This is a genomic window from Gordonia hongkongensis (genome assembly GCF_023078355.1).
Classification (GTDB): Bacteria; Actinomycetota; Actinomycetes; order Mycobacteriales; family Mycobacteriaceae; genus Gordonia; species Gordonia hongkongensis.
The window spans coordinates 1814613-1834595 of record NZ_CP095552.1; the positions used below are offsets into that span (position 1 = coordinate 1814613).

Here is a 19983-nt window from a genome sequence, read left to right on the forward strand (position 1 = left end):
ACCGACGGCCGCTGCCGTGCGTCCAAGAATGCAGGCCGCGCGGACGGGATCGCGGTGAACTGGTGGGCGCACGTCGGGGAGGGGTGACATGAACGGCAACGGTGCGGACGGTGTCGGGTCGCGCCCGATCTCGATGGACACCGCCGCGGTGTCCGCGGTGTCGGCGTACTACCGCAGGTCCTCGCTGGTGCTGTCGGCGGTCGCCGACGATCTGGCCGCACACGACTTCGGGACCTGGGCTCGGGAGTCGATCGCAGCAGACGGGAACCCGGTCGCCTTCGGGCCGTCGGCCGCGGCGTACGCCGAGATGAGCGCGACGCTGTCGCGCCGGTTACGGGTGCAGGCCACGGCCGCTGCGGCGCTCGCTGACACTCTCCGTAACAGTGCGCTGACCATGGCGGACGGGGATCGGCGCGTGGCGGGCGAGATCTCGCGAGCGCTGCCGCCTTCGGAGGTGGACGTCCGGTGAGGCGCGGCGCGGACTCGCTGTCGGTGCTGAGGTCCGACGCCCGGGGTGGCGTCGAGACGTTGATCGAACTCGTGGCGGCCGGGCGTCTGATGGGGGTCGCCGCCCCCGACGATGTCACCCTCCGCAACGGACTCCGCGTGGTCGACGGATTCGACATCGCGGCCTTGTCCGCGGACAGCCGCGCCCTGGTGTCGGCGCACCGGGCCGTGTCCGAACAACTCCACCATCTCCCCGAACAGCAGGTCCGCCTCGACGACGGCTGGAACAGCGAGTCCGCGGCCGTCGCCCTCACGACGGTCATCGACCATCAGCGTCGCGCCGAATCGGATCTGCACATCCTGCGCACGCTCACCGACGCCACCTCGGCCGCGGCGTCGGGCATCGACCGCCTGCTGCGCACCTTCTATCTGGCCGTCGCCCGGTTGTCGGCACCGACCGCGGCCGGGGTGCTGCCGGCGGAACTGCCGCAGGCGGTGCTCACCGGTCGCGTGCCGATCGGGGTGGCGGTCGAGGACATCTCGTCCCGGCTGGCCCTGTTCAGCACCTCGCTCGAGACGACGACCCGCGGGATCGTCGGAATCCTCGACCTCCTGAACCGGTCCGTCGACGGCATCGACGACGAGGCTTATCCGGTCGACGCCGGGCCCCCGGGCGCCGTCCCGGTCGTGTCGCCGGGATCACCGTCCGCGGCGGCACCGGCGCAGACCGTCGCCGCGCCCGCACCGGGACCCCAGACCTGGATGGCCGAATCGACCACCGATGCCCGACCGGCGGAAACCGGGGCGGCGACCGCCGCGGCACGATCAGAGCCCCCGGTGTCGATGTCAGGTGTCGCCGCGTCCGAGCCCCCGGCGTCCGTACGGTCGTCGGAGCCCGACGAGTCGGCGCGCGCATCCCGCGACGACGGCGTCGACGTCCCGTTCCGGCTGGGCGGCGCCGAGGGACACGACGCGCCCGTCGCGTCGGGGCCGACGGCATCGGCCACCGTCGAGGCGGCAACCGGGGCGGTCGCCGAAACCGAAGCCGCGGAACCGAATCGGTCGGAACAGAATCGGTCGGGGCCGGAACCGGAGGCATCGCCGGACCGATCGTCGGGTGATCTGGCGTTGGCGGGTGACCAGTGAACCTCGCCGACCAGATCGAGGCCCTCGCCCGCACCGCGACCGCCGGCGTCGCGGAGGCGTCACACGTGTTCTCCGCTCGACAGCGGGACCTCGAACTCGCCATGGACGAGCATCGCCGCAACGCGGTGCGGTCGGAGACGCAGCAGCTCCGGGACGAGCTCGAGAACGCCGCCGACGCCGCGGACGCCACCCCGGGCATCATGTTGCCGGCCGACGTGGCCGACGCCAGTCCCCATCTGCCGCCGCGCAACACATAGGCTGTCTGCTGTGCCAGGCAAGAAGCAGCAGAAGCCGACGCAGTCGCCCGCGAAGCTGATGAAGGCGCTCGCCCGACGCGGCCCCCATCGCGTGTTGCGCGGCAACCTCGGGATCGTCGGGACCCCGGGTGTCGTGTTCACTCCCGCCGAGGGCGAACGACTCCCCGCCATCGCGTTCGGGCACGGGTGGATGACGTCGGTCGAGCGCTACCGCGACCTGTGCCACCACCTCGCGTCCTGGGGCATCGTCGTCGCCGTCCCGGCGGGTCAGCGAGGCGTGCTCGCGTCCGACGACACGATGGCCGCCCAGCTCCGTTCAGCGCTGTCGATCGTGACCCGGGTCCCGCTCGGCTTCGGCGAGATCACCGTCGACCCGCGCAAGATCGGGTTCGCCGGCCACGGCTTCGGTGCCGCCGCAGCGGTATTGGCCGCGTCGGAGGGCGTGCTGCACGGTCAGCCGCAACCGCCGGCCCGGGGGTGGTCGCACTGTTCCCGGCGCCGACGACTGCGCAACTCCTGCCCGCGGCCCGCCGGGTGAGTGCTCCGGGACTCATCGTGTCGGCGATCGGCGAACTCGACACCATCGACGGCAACGCCCTGCCGCTGGCACAGGCGTACGGGTCGGAGTCGGCCGCCGATCCCCGTCCCGGTGTGGTGCTGCGTACCCCGCCGGCCGCGACGTCCCGCGGGCTGATCGAGCACCGGTCGATCAAATCACTCCTCGGCGGCAACGGCGCCGACAAGAAGACGCACACCGCCGCACGCGCCCTGACCACGGGATTCCTGCTGCACACCCTCGACGACGACAGCCGGTACAAGGCCTTCGCCGACGCCGACACCGAGCTCGGCAAGGTGCCCGCGGTGGACCTCGACGATCCGCCGGAGATCCAGGACAAGATCGCCAAGTTGCTCGGCGCGAAAGAACGCAAACGCCGCCGCGCGGCGAGCCCGGTGCCGTCCCGGGCCCCGAACGCGGTGGTGCCCGACACCATTGAGTGACGTCCGTGCCGCGGCACCCGACGGCGGCCTGCTGTGACCCCCGCTCGGCACCCGACGCGCCGCGCTGCCGCCCGCGCGTCCGCAGGTACCCTGACTAGCTATGTGTGGAATCGTGGGATACGTGGGGCGGCGCGATGCCCTGGACATCGTCGTCGACGCGTTGCGGCGGATGGAATACCGCGGGTACGACTCGGCGGGCGTCGCGATCCTCGACGGTGAGGGAAGCACTGCGATCCAGAAGAAGGCACTCCGGCTGGAGAACCTCGAGAAGCAGATCGCCACGGTCGGGCGCGAGTCGCTGTCGGGCACGACCGGGATCGGACACACGCGGTGGGCCACGCACGGCAAGCCGACCGATCGGAACGCGCATCCGCACGCCAGTGACGACGGCAAGCTCGCCGTCGTCCACAACGGCATCATCGAGAACTACGCCGAGCTACGCGCCGAACTCGAGGACGACGGCATCGAGTTCGTGTCCGAGACCGACACCGAGACCGCCGTGCACCTCGTGTCGAAGTACTACGCGTTCGGGCCGACCGCCGGCGACTTCGTGGCGAGCGCGTATGCGGCGCTGCGTCGCCTCGAAGGTGCGTTCACGCTCGTGTTCACCCATGCCGACCACGCGGACACCATCGTCGCCGCGCGGCGGTCGACCCCGCTCGTGGTGGGTGTCGGGCAGGGCGAGATGTTCCTCGCGTCGGACGTCACGGCCTTCATCGAACACACCCGGGACGCGGTCGAGCTCGGCCAGGACGAAGTCGTGGTGATCACCGCCGACTCGTACACGGTCACCGACTTCGACGAGAACGCCCGGGACGGCAAGCCGTTCCACATCGACTGGGATCTCGCGGCCGCGGAGAAGGGCGGCTACGACTTCTTCATGCTCAAGGAGATCGCCGAGCAGCCGCGCGCGATCGCCGACACCCTCCTCGGGCACCTGCAGAACGGTCGCATCGTGCTCGACGAGCAACGCCTGACCGACGACGATCTGCGCGACGTCGACAAGGTGTTCGTGGTGGCCTGCGGCACCGCCTACCACGCCGGGCTGCTCGCCAAGTACGCGATCGAGCACTGGACGCGCCTCCCGGTCGAGATCGAACTCGCCAGTGAGTTCCGCTACCGCGACCCGGTTCTCGACCGGTCGACCCTGGTGGTGGCCATCTCGCAGTCCGGTGAGACCGCCGACACGCTCGAGGCGGTCCGGCACGCGAAGGACCAGAAGGCACGCGTCCTCGCGATCTGCAACACCAACGGGGCACAGATCCCCCGGGAATCCGACGCGGTTCTCTACACCCACGCGGGCCCCGAGATCGGCGTCGCGTCGACGAAGTGCTTCCTCGCGCAGATCGTCGCCGCCTATCTCGTGGGGCTCGCGCTTGCGCAGGCACGCGGCACGAAGTACGCCGACGAGGTCGCCCGCGAGTTCGCGGCCATCGAGGCGATGACCGACTCGGTCGCGCAGGTGCTGGACACGATGGAGCCGGTCCGGGAGCTGGCGCGTTCGCTGGCGCACCACAACACGGTGCTGTTCATCGGCCGGCATGTCGGGTATCCGGTGGCGCTCGAGGGCGCTCTCAAACTCAAGGAACTCGCGTACATGCACGCCGAGGGGTTCGCGGCCGGCGAGCTCAAGCACGGGCCGATCGCGCTGATCGAGGACGGGCTCCCGGTGATCACGGTCATGCCCTCGCCGGACGGCCGCGCCGTGCTGCACTCGAAGATGGTCAGCAACATCCGCGAGATCCAGGCCCGCGGAGCCCGCACGATCGTCATCGCCGAGCCCGACGACGCGGCCGCCCGTGCCGTCGCCGACGAGTTCATCCCCATCCCGAAGACGCCGACGCTCCTGCAACCGCTGGTCTCGACCGTGCCGCTGCAGGTGTTCGCGGCGAGCGTCGCCCAGGCCCGTGGCTACGACGTCGACAAACCGCGGAACCTGGCCAAGTCGGTGACCGTCGAATAGCGGTTCCGCATGCCGATCCGGTACCTGACGGCCGATGAGGTCCGCGCCGCCGAGCGGGCGACGGGGAACCTGCTCACCGACGGCGTCCTGATGCGCCGGGCGTCGCACGGCGTCGCCCGGGTGATCGCGGCAGAGCTGAGCCGGACCGGCGGATGTTATGGACGGCCGGTCGGGCTGGTCGTCGGTGCGGGGGACAACGGCGGCGACGCGCTGTTCGCCGGTGCCGAGCTGTGCCGCCGCGGCGTGCGGGTCGACGCGGTCCTGCTCGCCCCGGACCGCGCCCACGCCGCCGGGCTGCGGGCATTCCGCGCCGCCGGCGGACGGATCGGCGAGCGGCTACCCGACGGCCTCGAGGTGATCGTCGACGGCGTGGTCGGACTCGGTGGCCAGGGGCCGCTGCGGGCGAACGCCGCCGAGGTCTTCGCGGCGGTCGGTCCGGAAACCACCGTCATCGCGGTCGACCTGCCGTCGGGCGTCGACGCCGACACCGGTGAGGTCCACGACCCGGCGGTCCGTGCCGACATCACCGTCACCTTCGGGGTCCTACGCCGCGCCCACCTGCTCGCCGCCCCACAGTGCGGGCGGGTCGTCCTCGTCGACATCGGCCTCGATGACGCCGGCCTCGGTGACCCCGCCGATTCGGCGCTCGCCACCTTGACCGACGACGAGATCGATTGGCCGACACCGGGTCCCGGGGACGACAAGTACACGCAGGGGGTGGTCGGGGTGATCGCCGGGTCGCATCGGTACCCCGGTGCGGCCGTCCTCGCCACCGGCGCGGCGGTGACCGCGACCTCCGGAATGACCCGGTTCGTCGGCTCCGCCCACGCCGAGGTGGTGGCGCAGTGGCCGGAGGTCGTCGCCACGCCCGACCTCGCCGGTGCCGGACGCGTGCAGGCGTGGGTCCTCGGCCCCGGCATGGGTACCGACGATGCGGCGGCGACGAGCCTGCGCACCGTCCTGGACACGGATCTGCCGGTCCTGGCCGACGCCGACGCGCTCACCCTGATAGCCCGCGACCCGGGCCTTGTCGACGGACGGACGGCACCGACGCTGCTGACCCCGCACGCCGGCGAATTCGCCCGCTTGACCGGTACCGAACTGGGCGCCGACCGTCTGACCGCCGTCTCCGGTCTCGCCGCGCGGTGGGGCGTCACGGTGCTGCTCAAGGGACGTATCACGCTGGTCGCCGACCCGACGGGTCACGTCCTGGGCAACGACGCGGTGTCGTCGTGGGCGGCGACCGCCGGGGCCGGCGACGTCCTGTCGGGGATCGCCGGGGCCCTGCTCGCCGCCGGGAGGTCGCCGCTGGTCGCCGGTGCGTCCGCGGCGCGCGTCCACGCCCGGGCGGCGCAGCTCGCGAGTGGCGGCGCGCCGATCGGGGCGTCGACGCTGCTGGCGGCGCTGCGGCCGGCGATCCGTGAGTTCACCACGCCGCCAGCGCGAACGCGAGCGGGTACAGCGCCGTCAGCACGCTGAACGCGGTGACCGACGACAGCACGATCGCGTCGGCGATGACGCCCGGGCGCCGAAAGGCGCCGTGCCAGACCCGCTGGACGAACGACACGACGAGACCCGCGCAGGCGACGATCGTCGCGAGTACTCCCACGCCGAAGGCGACGAGAGCCGCGACCCCGTACCCGTCGGCGGGTTCGCCCGCCATGGCGTGCCCGAGGGCGAGAAGGAAGAGCACCGCGGCCGTGGCGAACGCCACCCACCCGATGGTGTTGGCGGCCCACGACGTCAGCGATGCGCGCAGGCCCGGCCGACCGGGAGGCGCGGGCGGGACGACCGGGTCGACGGGCACGAAGCCGGCGGGCGTGAAGCCGGCGAGGTCGTGGGCTGGGCGCACGAGGCCGACCGGGGTGAGAACGGCGGGGTCCTGCGGATTCGAGTTCGTGTACATGGTGACTTCCGGTGGATGCGGCGGTTCGGGATCAGCGTCGGGGTCCACTCAACCGTCCTGCCCGACGCCGCACATCGGTGTGACTACTCAGACCATCTCCGCAGAACGACGCGCACCTCACGCCGGAGGCAGCCGGGACGAACCGCACCCGGCGATCTGGGACAATGGTCGACGATGACTTCCCCTGCTCTGACCGCGACCGTGGATCTCGGCGCGATCGCCCACAACGTCGGCGTGCTGCGCGCCGCTTCGGGCGCTGACGTGATGGCGGTCGTGAAGGCCGACGCCTACGGCCATGGCGCCCTGCCGGTGGCCCGCGCCGTGCTCGCCGCCGGCGCCGCCGAACTCGGGGTCGCGCACCTCACCGAGGCGGCCGCGCTCCGCGCAGCCGGCATCGACGCCCCGATCACCGCGTGGCTGCACACGCCGGGAGCCGACTTCGCCGGAGCGATCGCCGACGGCATCGACATCGCCCTCTCGTCGATCTCGCAACTCGACGCGGTGATCGCGGCGGCACACCGCACCGGCCGGTCCGCGGTCGTCACCGCGAAGGTGGACACCGGCCTCAATCGGAGCGGCGTCGCGGTGGACGAATGGGCGGATTTCGCCGAGCGGGTGGCGAAGGCGCACGTCGATGGCTCGGTGGCCCTGCGTGCGGCGATGTGCCACCTCGCGCGCGGCGACGAACCCGATCACCCGCTGAACGACGCACAGGCGCAGCGGCTCGACGCCGCGGTCGCCGACCTGACCCGACTCGGCGCTGCACCGCAGGTGGTGCACATCGCCAATTCGCCTGCCGCGCTGACCCGTCCGGATCTCGCCCGCGACCTGGTACGGCCGGGGATCGCCGTCTACGGCCGGACCCCGGTACCGGCACGCGGCGACTTCGGGCTGATCCCGGCGATGACCCTGACCGCGACCATCGCGCTCGTGAAGAGGGTCGCCGCGGGGCAGGGTGTGTCCTACAGCGAGACGTGGATCGCGCCGCGCGACACGGTGGTGGCCGTGGTCGCCGCGGGGTACGCCGACGGCGTGCCGCGACTGCTGTCGGGCCGGATCCGGGTCCGGATCGGCGAGCGGATGTTCGACGGGGTGGGCCGGATCTGCATGGATCAGCTGGTCGTCGACCTCGGACCCGACGGCGCGGGTGTCCGCGAGGGCGACCAGGCCGAACTGTTCGGCACCGGCGCCTCGGGCGGCCCCACCGCGAAGGACTGGGCGGACGCGATCGGCACCATCGACTACGAGATCGTCTCCCAGGTCGGGACGCGCGTGGTCCGTCGTTACCTCGGCGAGAGGCAGGTCGGGCTCGCCGCCGAGACAACGGAGACCGGACAGTGAGCGAGGCAGCAGTGGTGGAATCCGACCGGGTCGGACTGCTGGCCGGGGTGGCGGGGATCGCCGCCCTGGGCGGCATGGCAGCCGTCGGGGCAGCGCGCAACATCGCCCGCAAGAGCGTGGTGGGCCGTCCGGATCCGCACGCCGATGTCGATCTCACCGCGCTCTACCGCGAGCGGGGGACCACGGTCACCGCCGACGACGGGCTGGATCTCGCGGTGCGGATCGTCGACCTCGGGACGGTGTCGGAAGGCTCCGTGCCCGACCTCACGATCGTGTTCGTGCACGGCTTCAGCCTCCGGTTGTCGAGCTGGCATTTCCAGCGCGAGCAACTCGCCGCCGAGTGGCACGATCGCAACTACCGGCTGGTGTTCTTCGATCACCGGGGGCACGGGGAGAGCGACCCGGCCCCGACCGAGACCTGCACGATCGCGCAGCTGGCCGACGACGCGGCAGCGGTGATCCGTGCCACCGTACCTGTGGGACCCGTTGTCCTCGTGGGTCATTCGATGGGCGGGATGACGCTGATGGGGCTCGCGCGCCGGCACCCGGCATTGTTCTCGTCGCACGGTCCGGTCGCCGGGGTGGCGCTGGTGGCGACGGCGTCGCGCGGTGTCACCGACGCCGGACTCGGTGAGGGACTGCGCAATCCGGTGGTGGATGCCTTCCGGATGAGTGTGCGCCGCGCGCCGCGCCTGGTCCAGGCGGGCCGCGGACTGACCCGCGCCGCCCTCGAACCGGTGCTGGTCGCGGCGAGTTTCGGGCCGACGTTCTACAGTCCGGCCCTCGGCGCCGCGGTGGACACGATGATCCAGAGCACGCCGATCGAGACCATCGTGAACTTCTTGCACGCCTTGGAGATCCACGACGAGTCGACCGCCCTGCCGGTGGTCGCCCAGGTGCCGACCACGGTCGTGTGCGGAGACCGGGACCGGCTCACACCATTACGCAACTCGGTCCGGATGTACTCCCAGCTGGGCGCCGATTCCCGCCTGGTCGTCTCCAAGGGCGCCGGCCACATGGTCCAGATGGAGGAGCCCCGGCTCGTCAGCGACGCGATCGCCGAACTGGTGGATCGCGCGCGGATCGCTCTGCCGGCCCCCGTCGGCGCTGGTGGAAGCGAGGCCGCCGATGAGCGGCGTGGGTCCCCGCGGTACGCGCGACCTCCCCGAGGTCGACGACACCGAGGCCTTCGGCGCCGAGCTGGCGTCGACCCTCGCAGCAGGTGACGTGGTCATCCTCGACGGTCCGTTGGGCGCGGGAAAGACGGCGCTGGCCCGCGGGATCGGTGCCGGTCTCGGCGTCGAGGGGCGGGTGACCTCGCCGACGTTCATCATCGCCCGCGAGCACCGGCCGGGCCGGCCCGACCGCCCGGGGATGGTCCACGTCGACGCCTATCGGCTCGGCGGTACGGGAAGCGGGTCCGGGATGCTCGACGAACTCGATGCCCTGGACCTGGACTCCGACCTGGACGAGGCGGTCGTCGTCGTCGAGTGGGGCGAAGGTGTGGCCGAGCGGCTCGCCGACCGGCATCTGGTCGTGCGGCTGCGACGGGACACCGAAACCGATGTGCGACACGCCGAGTGGGAGTGGGTGAGCGCGGAATGAGTCAGGGTCTGGTGCTGGCGGTCGACACCGCCACCGATTCGGTGGTGGCCGGAGTGGCCGAACTGCGCGACGGTGAGGTGCGCGTGCTGGCCGAACGGGTGGTCGCCGACCACCGACGGCACGCGGAACTGCTCACCACCCTGGTCGCCGAGTGTCTTGCCGAATCCGGCACGGCCCGAACCGAACTGACCGCGGTTGTCGTCGGCTGCGGGCCCGGGCCGTTCACCGGACTCCGGGTGGGGATGGCGACCGGCGCCGCCTTCGCCGACGCGCTGGGGATACCGGCGTATGGCGTGTGCTCCCTCGATGCGCTTGCCGTCGACGCCGGTCCGGACGACGCAGGATCGCGGGCTCTGGTGGTGACCGACGCGCGCCGGCGCGAGGTCTACTGGGCGCTCTACGAGGGTGGCCGCCGTGTGCGCGGCCCCGAGGTGACCGCGCCCGCGGTGGTCGCCGAGGAGCTCGCCCCCGATGTCGCCGGGGGGCGGATCGGTGCGGTGGCGGGTTCTGCGGCCCACCTCGAACTCGCCGGCTGGACCGGTGATCCACCCGCGACCGGCGTGCCGACCGTACGCGGGGTGGTCATGGCGGCTGCCGCCGACATCGTCGCGGGCGCCGAACCCGAACCCCTTGTGCCGCTGTATCTACGACGCCCCGACGCGGTCGAGCAGAAGGCCCGTCGGGCGGGTGCGGCGCGATGACCACACCGGAGCTGGTCATCGACGCGCTCACCTTCGGTGACATCCCGCGCTGCGCCGCGCTGGAACGGCGGATGTTCGCCGACGACTCACCCTGGCCCGCCGCGGCTTTCCGCGCCGAACTCAACGCCCCGTACAACACCTATTTCGCGGCTCGGGAGCGCCTCGGCGCCGACGTCATCGGTTACGCCGGGATCTCCACGCTCGGGCAACCCGACGCCTGGGAGTGCGAGATCCACACCATCGCCGTCGATCCGGACCATCGGGGACGGGGAGTGGGCCGGGCGCTGCTCGAGGCCATGCTCGCCGTCGCGGACGAGAACGACGCCGCGGTGTTCCTGGAGGTACGCACCGACAACGAGGTGGCTATCGGGCTGTACTCACATCACGGGTTCAGCACCGCGGGTCTTCGCCGCAACTACTATCAGCCGTCCGGCGCGGATGCCTACACGATGTTGCGGCTCCCGGTGTCGGGCCGGCCGCTCGAACCGGAGGAGGGCCCGGCGTGATCGTTCTCGGCATCGAAAGCTCCTGCGACGAAACGGGTGTCGGCATCGTCCGGTGGACGCCGGGCGACGGCGACACACCCGGATTCGCGACGATGCTGGCCGACGAGGTCGCGTCGAGCGTGGACGAACACGCCCGGTTCGGCGGCGTGGTCCCCGAGATCGCCTCCCGAGCGCACCTGGAGGCGATCGTCCCCACGATGCGTCGGGCGCGGGAGGCGGCCGGGATCGACCGCCCCGACGCCATCGCGGTCACCATCGGGCCGGGACTCGCCGGCGCGTTGCTCGTCGGGGTGGCCGCGGCGAAGGCCTACGCACTCGCCTGGGACGTGCCGCTGTACGCGATGAACCATCTCGGCGGGCACGTCGCGGTGGACACCCTCGAGCACGGACCGATGCCGGAGTGCGTCGCACTGCTGGTCTCCGGTGGACATACGCACCTGCTGCACGTCACCGATCTCGCCGAGCCCATCGTCGAACTGGGCACCACGGTCGACGACGCGGCCGGGGAGGCCTTCGACAAGGTCGCCCGCCTGCTCGATCTCGGTTTTCCCGGGGGGCCGGCGCTGGACCGCGTCGCCCGTGAGGGTGACCCGGGTGCGATCGCCTTCCCACGCGGTATGACCGGTCCCCGCGACTCGCGGCACGACTTCTCCTTCAGCGGACTCAAGACCGCGGTCGCACGGTATGTCGAGAAATGCGTGCGCGACGGTGTGGAGGTACCGGTGGCGGACGTCGCGGCCTCGTTCCAGGAGGCGGTGGCGGACGTGCTGACGATGAAGGCAGTCCGGGCCTGCGGTGACCTCGGGGTGGACACCCTGGTCCTCGGCGGCGGTGCCACCGCCAATTCGCGCATCCGATCGCTGGCGGAGGAACGCTGCGCGGCGGCCGGGATCGACCTGCGGGTTCCGAAGCCGCGCCTGTGCACCGACAACGGCGTCATGATCGCGACGCTCGGCGCTCATGTGATCGGCGGGGGCGCGGCGCCCTCGCCGCTGACCGTGGCGTCGGACCCGGCGATGTCGGTGCGTGTCAGTCAGCTGTAGCGGACGGAGCCCGGCCGTCTTCGCGGGGAGCGAACACGGCCGGGTTTTTGCAGCCTCCACCCTTGAGTGCTGGCACTCGCATGTATAGAGTGCTAGATGGCGCTGACCGAAGCCTCGGACACCCGCGACGACGGGGTTTTGCAGGGCCGTGAACGTGCAGATTCTTTCTCAGTACGAAAGTTGAGGACTCACATCGTGGCGAGCGTGAACATCAAGCCGCTTGAGGACAAGATCCTGGTGCAGGCCGTCGAGGCCGAGACGACCACCGCGTCGGGCCTGGTCATCCCGGACTCCGCCAAGGAGAAGCCGCAGGAAGGCACCGTCATCGCTGTCGGCGAGGGTCGGGTCACCGAGCAGGGCAACCGCGTCCCCGTGGACGTCAAGGAAGGTGACACCGTCATCTACAGCAAGTACGGCGGCACCGAGATCAAGTACGCCGGCGAGGAGTACCTGATCCTCTCGGCGCGCGACGTCCTCGCCGTCATCGGCAAGTAGGACCGGCACCGAACTCCGGCCGAGTTAGACCCCGCGAGCCTTCATCGCGTCTCACATCGCCCCGGCGCCCCGTGCAGGGGTACCGGGGCGATGTGCGTTACGCCGACAGGCTCCCGTTGCAGAAAGTGATTCATGGCCAAGCAGATTGAATTCAACGAAACCGCGCGCCGGGCGCTCGAGCGAGGCATCGACCAGCTCGCCGACACCGTGAAGGTCACCCTCGGCCCGCGCGGACGGCACGTGGTCCTCGCCAAGGCGTTCGGCGGACCGAGTGTCACCAACGACGGCGTCACCATCGCGCGCGACATCGAGCTCGACGATCCGTTCGAGAACCTCGGCGCGCAATTGGTGAAGTCCGTCGCCACCAAGACCAACGACGTGGCGGGCGACGGCACCACCACCGCGACCGTGCTGGCACAGGCGATGGTCAAGGCCGGCCTGCGCAACGTCGCCGCCGGGTCCAACCCGATCGCTCTCGGGCAGGGCATCAGCAAGGCTGCCGATGCGCTGAGCGAGGCCCTGCTCGCCGCTGCGACCCCCGTCGCCGGTGAACAGGCCATCGCCCAGATCGCCACCGTGTCCTCCCGCGACGAGGAGATCGGCGAGATGGTCGGCAAGGCGATGACCGCGGTCGGCGCCGATGGTGTCGTGACCGTCGAGGAGAGCTCGGGGCTGAGCACCGACCTCGAGATCACCGAGGGCGTCCAGTTCGACAAGGGCTTCCTCTCGCCCTACTTCGTCACCGATCTCGACAGCCAGGAAGCGGTTCTCGAGGACGCGCTGGTCCTGCTCTACCGCGACAAGATCAGCTCCCTGCCGGACTTCCTGCCGCTGCTGGAGAAGGTCGTCGAAGCCGGCAAGGCGCTGCTGATCATCGCCGAGGATGTCGAGGGCGAGCCGCTGTCGACCCTCGTCGTGAACTCGATCCGCAAGACGATCCGCGCCGTCGCCGTCAAGGCGCCGTTCTTCGGCGACCGCCGCAAGGCCTTCCTCGAAGACCTCGCGATCGTCACCGGCGGAACCGTCGTCTCCTCCGACATCGGCCTGAGCCTGCCGACGGTCGGTCTCGACGTGCTCGGCTCGGTCCGTCGCGTCGTCGTCACCAAGGACGCCACCACCCTCGTCGAGGGTGCCGGCACCAAGGACGCGATCGCGGACCGTTCGGCGCAGCTGCGACGGGAGATCGAGCAGTCCGACTCCGACTGGGACAAGGAGAAGCTCGCCGAGCGTCTGGCGAAGCTCTCCGGTGGTGTCGCGGTGATCCGCGTGGGTGCGGCCACCGAGACCGCGCTCAAGGAGCGCAAGCACCGCGTCGAGGACGCCGTCGCGGCGGCCAAGGCCGCCGTCGAGGAGGGGATCATCCCCGGTGGTGGCTCGGCCATCGTGCAGGCGTCGAAGAAGCTCGACGCCCTCGCCGAGTCCCTGACCGGTGACGAGGCCCTGGGTGTGCGGGTCGTCCGCGACTCCGCGCGGGCGCCGCTCTACTGGATCGCCGCGAACGCTGGACTCGACGGTGCGGTCGTGGTCGACAAGGTCGCCGGTGGGGCCGAGGGCTCGGGGTTCAACGCCGCGAGCCTGTCCTACGGCGACCTGGTCGCCGAAGGCATCATCGACCCGGTGAAGGTCACCCGGTCGGCGGTCGTCAACGCCGCGTCGGTGGCCCGCATGGTGCTGACGACCGAGACGGCGATCACCGATCAGCCGGCCGACGAACCGGCCGGTCACGCGGGACACGGGCACGCGCACTGACGTAACTCCGCGCAGTTCGACGAACACGAGAGCCGGGCATCCTCGCAGGGATGCCCGGCTCTCGCGGTCGTGGTCTGGTCGGGTTCGACGCCCCTGGCCTCAGCTGGCCATCCGGCGGCCGACGCCCCGCTTCATCAAGATGCTGCGCTCGGATTCGGACAGTCCGCCCCAGATGCCGTACGGCTCCGCCACCGCGAGTGCGTGCTCCCGGCATTGCGCGATGACCGGGCACTGGTGGCACATCTCTTTGGCGCGTCGCTCACGCTGCGCTCGGGCGCGGCCGCGTTCGCCGTCCGGATGGAAGAACATCGACGAGTCGACGCCGCGGCAGAGTCCTGACATCTGCCAGTCCCAGATGTCAGCGTTGGGGCCGGGGAGATGATTGGGCTGAGGCATGACAGCTACTCCTTGTCGTGGGCCGCACCGGGGTGCTTCGGTGGGAAACGTCGATTTCCTGCAACGCTGAACTCACATTAAGCGGGCCTGAGAAATTGCGTCAATAGCCCTGAAATGGGACCGGATTGCTGCGAAAGTCTCAGAAATGTTAACGGCGGGTTAGGTGATCGCGGTTGGATAGCACAGCGCGGATGCGTCGTTGCGGTGCCCCCTGATCCGGGGTGACCGACCCGGTGTGACCTGCAATGATGACTGCCGGGTCCAGGTGTCTGTCCAGTGCGTCGGACGTAGGGGTGTGGTGACGTCGATCGAACCGATTTACACGGCGGAAATCTTCCGATGATGCACCCGTGATCTGTCCAGAGAATTAACGTTGGGAATCGTTCGTTAAATTCATGCAAACCGAAAAAGATCGAGTGACCAAGAACACCTCCTCGACGCTCGACGAAGCCGTTGAGCTGCGTCGACACCCCTCGATGCGACCTTCGGTGGTCCCGCTGCTGCATGCGTGGGCCGCGGCGGTCTCCGCCGGCGGGGACGGGAACTACGCCCGCGCGCTCACCGAGCTCGCGTCCCTCGAACGGGTCGCCGGTGTGCGAGCGCGGGGATTCGCGCCCACCGACCCCCACCTCGCCGTGCTGTCTCTGTGTCAGAGCACGCGGGCCTCGCTGATCCGCCAGGCCGGGCGACACCACATCTCGCATGGGGTCGACGGTCGAGCCCTCCTCACCGTCGGCATCTCCGGCGCCCGGGCCGAGCCGGGTGCACCGGGCCCCGGGCCACGCGAGGTCTCGCTCATCCGAGCGGCGGTCGCGGACGGACTCGTCGGGCTCGCGGCCGACAATCTGGGTCTGCTGCGGTTCGATGCGTCCCGTCGGCTGCTCGACCGGGCGCGAACGGTCCTCGATCCCACGGACGAGCGGCCGGTCGGGGCGAACCCCGAACAGTGGTCCTGGCGGCCGGCGGACGCGGACTGGATGACGGCCACGCGCTGCCGCCTGCGCTGGGAATGGGTGAGCGCCGAACTCGGTCTGTACCGCGGTGACGTGGCGTCCGGGCTCGAACACGCCCGAGCGGGGGCACTGCTGGTGCGGGAGATGCACGACGCGGCGACTCCGGTCCCGGCCCGCCATCGAGTGAAGACCGCGTTGATCGCCGCGGCTGCCGCCGCGGGCGCGGGGGATCGGGGTGGCACCGCGAACGCGGCGCGGGACGTCGTCGCCGACGCTCGCGACGAGGCCCTCCTGCCCCTGGAGTGGGCGGCGATGAGCCTGCTGCTGGGCACCGGAGCCGCGTCCGGCGACGAGGCCGTTCACCACCGCCGGCTCCGCGCCACGCTGATCGGCAAGGGCATGGCGCTGATGCCGGACGGTTGATCGCTAAGGTGTGTTGGGGTCTGCCACGTCGTCGCCGCCGGAGACGTCGCCGGAACGCGCTCTCCAGCCGCGTGCCACGACGATCGCCACCGGCGGCGTCACCGTGCCGGGGCCCGGACCAGGACCGGCAATTAGACCGGTTGGCCGACTTGTAACACGGGGATTCCTACGCGCGATGAAGTTGACAGGTGGTGAGTTGAACGACGCCGTTCGGGCCGCGGGCCAAGGCGATCGGGCAGCTCTCACGTCAGTTCTCGAAAGCGTGCAGGAACCGATCCTGCGCTACTGCCGAGGACGCATCGGGGTAGGGGAACGGCATCTGTTCTCCGCCGACGACATCGCGCAGGAGGCATTGATGGCGGTGATGACCGCGTTACCACGGTACCGTGACCAGGGCAAACCGTTCATGGCCTTCGTCTACGGCATCGCCTCGCACAAGGTCGCCGACGCCATGCGGGTGGCGGCACGGGTGAAGTCGGACCCGGTCGAGGAGATCCCCGAGGTCTCACACGTCACCGGTGGCCCCGAGCAGTTCGCGATCGATGCCGACGGCAGCAGGCGGATGAGAGCCCTGCTGGGCATCCTCCCCGAGAAACAACGCGAGGTACTGGTCCTGCGGTTGATCGTCGGGATGTCGGCGGAGGAGACCGCGCAGGCGATCGGCAGCACCGCGGGAGCAGTACGAGTCGCCCAGCATCGAGCGCTGGCGAAATTGAAAGACGAGTTGAGACGGACAGGAGGTCACGATGAGCGGACAGTCTGATTGGCGTAGACGCCGTGTCGCCGGTGGTGACCAGCCGAATCGACCCGGTCAGCCGCCGGCGCACCGTCGCGCGCCCGGTTCGAGCGGCCCGGCGCCCGCCGGGCCCGGACCCCGCCCGGTTGACCCGTTCTCCTCGGACGCGGAGTCCGGACTCGACGCGTTCGATCTCTCCGCTTCCGATGACGCGCTCGATCTCTCCGAACTGAACTTCGACGAGAACTTCCTCGACGCGCTGACCCGCGATGTGCCGGTGCCGACCCGCGACGCGGCCGAGTATCAGCTGGCCGAGATGCTGTCGGGCTGGCGGTCGGAGATCGTGTCCACCCCCGAGCCCGAGCTGCTGTCCGTCGACGACGTCGAGCGGGCAATCGGGACCAGCGAGCGCGCGAGTCGCGGCCGCCGCATGGTCCGTCACCTGCGCGTCGTGTCGGGTGCCGCCGCGATCGTCATCGTTGCGGCTGCCGGCCTGACCGTGCTCTCCGAGGGCTCGCAACCCGGCGACCCGCTGTGGGGCATCAAACAGGTCGTGTTCGCCGAGGCCGCGTCGCAGACGCAGGCGGCCCACGACGTCCGGAACAACCTCGAGCGTGCCGAGGCCGCGATCGCCGCCGGTGATCCGGGTGCGGCGGCCAGCCTGCTGGCCGAGGCGCAGGAGCGCATGGGTCCGATGGACAACGAGATGCGTGACGAGATGACGGACTGGATGAACCGCATCCGCGCGGGTGCGGGTCTGCCGACCGAGACCACCGATCCCGCACCGTCGACCGGTGCGGAACAGCCCGGGACGATCGACCCGACCCGGCCCGATCTCCGGAACTCCGAGGACCAGCCCTCACCCGACGCGTCGACGCCTCCGGGCGGCGGGACGGATGAACCGACCACGCCGTCCGAGCAGACGAGCGACCCGCAGGAGCCGTCGTCGGTCCCGCCCTCGAGCGAGCCGGCAGAACCGTCGACGCCGTCGTCGAGCACGAAGGTCACCCGTTTCCCGGCCGAGTTCCCCGAGATCCCGTGGACGCCGCCGCCCGGCGTGGACGCCGGTCGGCCGATCGGCTGACGCGACCGCACCATCGCCGGCCCCAACGGTCGTTGGAGATCATGAGCGAGGCCCCGCACCGGATCGATCGGTGCGGGGCCTCGCTCATTGGTGGTGCCGGAGAGTCGGCGACAGTTACCGCCGCGTCCGTGGAGGATCAGCGCTCGTCGTCGAGATGACTACGGGCGTCGGCGTAACCGCGGCAGTAATCCCACGTGACGTAGGCGTCCGGACGGGGATCCACCGCGGGCTCGTGCGGCCGGACGGTGCCGTCGATGAGAAGCTGGATCAGGTTGGCGCGCAACATGTCCCAGTCGTGGTAGTGGTCCTCGCGGCAGTCCTCACACACGACGACCAGGCCGCGTACACCGCGATTGGCCAGTAGGGCCTCGTAGAGTGCGAGATCGGCGAGGTCTTCTTCGACCGCGAGCCGCTCGTTCTCGTCCAACGGGATACCCGGCTCCACGCTGTCCAATGCGGATGCGGGATCGCTGGGATCGTCGGCGAACGGATCCGGCGGGAGGCCGGGTGGCAGGTGGTCACGCACCACACCACCGTAGCCGATCCGCGGGTGCGCGCGCCGCAGGCGTTCACCGGTCGAGCGCACCTGTTGAGAGTGGGTCGGGCGACCTCATCGGCGCGAAGACTCCTGTGTGACGATCGCCGCAACAAGGGACTCGATACCATGGTCCGATGACTGCTGTTCGTACCGGTGGAGACGATCCCGGCAAGGTCGCGATGCTCGGCCTGACCTTCGACGACGTCCTGTTGCTGCCCTCGGCGTCGGACGTGATACCCAGCGAGGTCGACACCTCGTCGCGGGTGACCAAGAACGTGACGCTGCGTGTCCCGCTGGTGAGTTCGGCGATGGACACCGTGACCGAGTCCCGGATGGCGATCGCGATGGCGCGCGCCGGGGGTATGGGTGTCCTCCACCGCAATCTGTCGATCGAGGAGCAGGCCGGCCAGGTCGAGACCGTCAAGCGGTCCGAGGCGGGCATGGTCACCGATCCGGTGACGTGCACCCCCACGCACACGCTCGCCGAGGTGGACGCCATGTGCGCGCGCTACCGCATCTCCGGTCTGCCCGTTGTCGACGACAAGGGTGAGCTCGTCGGCATCATCACCAACCGCGACATGCGGTTCGAGGTCGACCAGAGCCGTCCGGTCGCCGAGGTGATGACCAAGGCCCCGCTCATCACCGCCCAGGAGGGCGTCTCCGCAGAGGCCGCACTGGGACTGCTCCGCCGGCACAAGATCGAGAAGCTGCCGATCGTCGACGGCAACGGTCGCCTGACCGGACTCATCACCGTCAAGGACTTCGTCAAGACCGAACAGCATCCGCTGGCGACCAAGGACTCCGACGGACGGTTGCTCGTCGGGGCGGCCGTCGGCACCGGTGACCCGCAGTGGGACCGGGCGATGGCGTTGGCCGACGCCGGGGCCGACGTGATCATCGTCGACACCGCCCACGCGCACAACCGGCTCGTGCTCGACATGGTGGCCAAGTTGAAGGCCGAGGTCGGCGATCGGGTGGACGTGGTCGGCGGCAACGTCGCGACCCGCGAGGCCGCGCAGGCCCTCGTCGACGCCGGCGCCGATGCGGTGAAGGTCGGCGTCGGACCGGGCTCGATCTGCACCACCCGCGTCGTGGCGGGTGTCGGTGCCCCGCAGATCACCGCCATCCTCGAAGCCGTGGCGGTCTGTCAGAAGGCGGGAGTGCCCGTGATCGCCGACGGTGGTCTGCAGTACTCCGGCGACATCGCCAAGGCCCTCGCGGCGGGGGCGTCGACCGCGATGCTCGGTTCGCTCCTCGCCGGCACCGCCGAGGCCCCCGGCGAGCTGGTCCTGGTCAACGGCAAGCAGTTCAAGAGCTACCGCGGCATGGGTTCGCTGGGTGCGATGCAGGGTCGCGGACAGGCGAAGTCGTACTCCAAGGACCGCTACTTCCAGGACGACGTCCTCAAAGGAGAAGCTGGTTCCCGAGGGCATCGAGGGACGGGTGCCGTTCCGCGGTCCGCTGTCGCAGGTGATACATCAGCTCGTCGGCGGCCTTCGTGCCGCGATGGGCTACACCGGCGCGTCGACGATCCCGGATCTGCAGACCGCGCGGTTCGTCCAGATCACCGCGGCCGGCCTGAAGGAATCCCACCCGCACGACATCACGCTGACCGCAGAGGCACCCAACTACTATTCCCGCTGAACTCCCCGAGGTCGTTCCCGCCGGACTCGTCCGGGGGCCAGGCCGTAGGGT

Annotated in this window: 18 protein-coding genes and 3 pseudogenes; 18 read left to right on the forward strand and 3 right to left on the reverse strand. The window is 70.5% G+C overall.

The window, feature by feature from the left end; genetic code table 11:
- The first annotated feature begins 88 nt into the window (after window positions 1–88).
- The 6 genes and pseudogenes from MVF96_RS08230 (at window position 89) to MVF96_RS08255 (ending at window position 6291) form a co-directional block, all read left to right on the forward strand.
- Window positions 89–469: a hypothetical protein gene (locus tag MVF96_RS08230; protein WP_068970166.1), complete on the forward strand. Its 381-nt coding sequence runs from the start codon at window positions 89–91 to the stop codon at window positions 467–469.
- A complete protein-coding gene (locus tag MVF96_RS08235) occupies window positions 466–1593 on the forward strand; it encodes a hypothetical protein (protein WP_068970167.1) in 1128 nt (375 codons plus the stop codon). Before MVF96_RS08230 ends, MVF96_RS08235 begins: the two co-directional genes overlap by 4 nt.
- Window positions 1590–1850 (forward strand): hypothetical protein, encoded by a 261-nt coding sequence (locus MVF96_RS08240; RefSeq protein ID WP_058250705.1) that lies wholly within the window; start codon window positions 1590–1592, stop codon window positions 1848–1850. Before MVF96_RS08235 ends, MVF96_RS08240 begins: the two co-directional genes overlap by 4 nt.
- Before the next feature lie 10 nt (window positions 1851–1860).
- Window positions 1861–2849, forward strand: a pseudogene (locus tag MVF96_RS08245) (dienelactone hydrolase family protein).
- A gap of 100 nt (window positions 2850–2949) precedes the next feature.
- Window positions 2950–4812 (forward strand): glutamine--fructose-6-phosphate transaminase (isomerizing), encoded by a 1863-nt coding sequence (glmS, locus tag MVF96_RS08250; RefSeq protein ID WP_058250703.1) that lies wholly within the window; start codon window positions 2950–2952, stop codon window positions 4810–4812.
- A 9-nt stretch (window positions 4813–4821) separates the two neighbouring features.
- Entirely contained in the window at window positions 4822–6291 is a 1470-nt protein-coding gene (locus MVF96_RS08255; protein WP_068970169.1) for an NAD(P)H-hydrate dehydratase, read from the forward strand.
- Here MVF96_RS08255 and MVF96_RS08260 read toward each other — a convergent pair.
- Window positions 6239–6766, reverse strand: a complete 528-nt coding sequence (locus MVF96_RS08260; RefSeq protein WP_242696987.1) for a hypothetical protein — start codon at window positions 6764–6766, stop codon at window positions 6239–6241. The two genes, MVF96_RS08255 and MVF96_RS08260, sit on opposite strands and share 53 nt — an antisense overlap.
- A 126-nt stretch (window positions 6767–6892) precedes the next feature.
- Between MVF96_RS08260 and alr the strand changes: the two genes are divergently transcribed.
- The 8 genes and pseudogenes from alr to groL all read left to right on the forward strand — a co-directional run bounded on the left by alr (window position 6893) and on the right by groL (window position 14158).
- Window positions 6893–8059 carry an alanine racemase gene (gene alr, locus MVF96_RS08265; protein ID WP_068970171.1) on the forward strand — a complete coding sequence of 389 codons (1167 nt, stop codon included), beginning with the start codon at window positions 6893–6895 and terminating at the stop codon, window positions 8057–8059.
- 11 nt (window positions 8060–8070) lie between these two features.
- Window positions 8071–9191 (forward strand): annotated as a pseudogene (locus tag MVF96_RS08270) (alpha/beta fold hydrolase).
- Entirely contained in the window at window positions 9188–9664 is a 477-nt protein-coding gene (gene tsaE / locus MVF96_RS08275) for a tRNA (adenosine(37)-N6)-threonylcarbamoyltransferase complex ATPase subunit type 1 TsaE (RefSeq protein ID WP_068970173.1), read from the forward strand. Before MVF96_RS08270 ends, tsaE begins: the two are co-directional and overlap by 4 nt.
- Entirely contained in the window at window positions 9661–10365 is a 705-nt protein-coding gene (tsaB, locus tag MVF96_RS08280; RefSeq protein ID WP_137809234.1) for a tRNA (adenosine(37)-N6)-threonylcarbamoyltransferase complex dimerization subunit type 1 TsaB, read from the forward strand. The genes tsaE and tsaB overlap by 4 nt, the downstream gene beginning before the upstream one ends.
- Entirely contained in the window at window positions 10362–10871 is a 510-nt protein-coding gene (gene rimI / locus MVF96_RS08285; protein ID WP_065629901.1) for a ribosomal protein S18-alanine N-acetyltransferase, read from the forward strand. The genes tsaB and rimI overlap by 4 nt, the downstream gene beginning before the upstream one ends.
- Complete coding sequence (gene tsaD / locus MVF96_RS08290; RefSeq protein WP_068970174.1) at window positions 10868–11914, forward strand: tRNA (adenosine(37)-N6)-threonylcarbamoyltransferase complex transferase subunit TsaD; 1047 nt, start codon at window positions 10868–10870, stop codon at window positions 11912–11914. The genes rimI and tsaD overlap by 4 nt, the downstream gene beginning before the upstream one ends.
- 195 nt (window positions 11915–12109) lie before the next feature.
- Entirely contained in the window at window positions 12110–12409 is a 300-nt protein-coding gene (gene groES / locus MVF96_RS08295) for a co-chaperone GroES (RefSeq protein WP_004019185.1), read from the forward strand.
- A 132-nt stretch (window positions 12410–12541) separates the two neighbouring features.
- The gene (gene groL / locus MVF96_RS08300; RefSeq protein WP_247451835.1) at window positions 12542–14158 is read left to right on the forward strand and encodes a chaperonin GroEL; all 1617 of its coding nucleotides are present in this window, start codon (window positions 12542–12544) and stop codon (window positions 14156–14158) included.
- Window positions 14159–14257: 99 nt separating this feature from the next.
- Here groL and MVF96_RS08305 read toward each other — a convergent pair whose 3' ends face one another.
- A complete protein-coding gene (locus MVF96_RS08305; protein ID WP_010841865.1) occupies window positions 14258–14554 on the reverse strand; it encodes a WhiB family transcriptional regulator in 297 nt (98 codons plus the stop codon).
- A 416-nt stretch (window positions 14555–14970) separates the two neighbouring features.
- On the opposite strand from MVF96_RS08305, the gene MVF96_RS08310 reads away from it, so the two are divergent.
- The 3 genes from MVF96_RS08310 (at window position 14971) to MVF96_RS08320 (ending at window position 17750) form a co-directional block, all read left to right on the forward strand.
- Window positions 14971–15930, forward strand: a complete 960-nt coding sequence (locus MVF96_RS08310) for a hypothetical protein (RefSeq protein WP_247451836.1) — start codon at window positions 14971–14973, stop codon at window positions 15928–15930.
- Between the two features lie 175 nt (window positions 15931–16105).
- Window positions 16106–16693, forward strand: a complete 588-nt coding sequence (locus MVF96_RS08315; RefSeq protein ID WP_010841867.1) for a sigma-70 family RNA polymerase sigma factor — start codon at window positions 16106–16108, stop codon at window positions 16691–16693.
- The gene (locus tag MVF96_RS08320) at window positions 16677–17750 is read left to right on the forward strand and encodes an anti-sigma-D factor RsdA (RefSeq protein ID WP_068971738.1); all 1074 of its coding nucleotides are present in this window, start codon (window positions 16677–16679) and stop codon (window positions 17748–17750) included. The genes MVF96_RS08315 and MVF96_RS08320 overlap by 17 nt, the downstream gene beginning before the upstream one ends.
- Window positions 17751–17886: 136 nt before the next feature.
- Here the strand turns inward: MVF96_RS08320 and MVF96_RS08325 are convergent, their stop codons facing one another.
- Window positions 17887–18276 carry a DUF5319 domain-containing protein gene (locus MVF96_RS08325; RefSeq protein ID WP_058250883.1) on the reverse strand — a complete coding sequence of 130 codons (390 nt, stop codon included), beginning with the start codon at window positions 18274–18276 and terminating at the stop codon, window positions 17887–17889.
- 146 nt (window positions 18277–18422) lie between these two features.
- On the opposite strand from MVF96_RS08325, the pseudogene guaB reads away from it, so the two are divergent.
- Window positions 18423–19932: pseudogene (guaB, locus tag MVF96_RS08330) on the forward strand (IMP dehydrogenase).
- Window positions 19933–19983 lie beyond the last annotated feature (51 nt).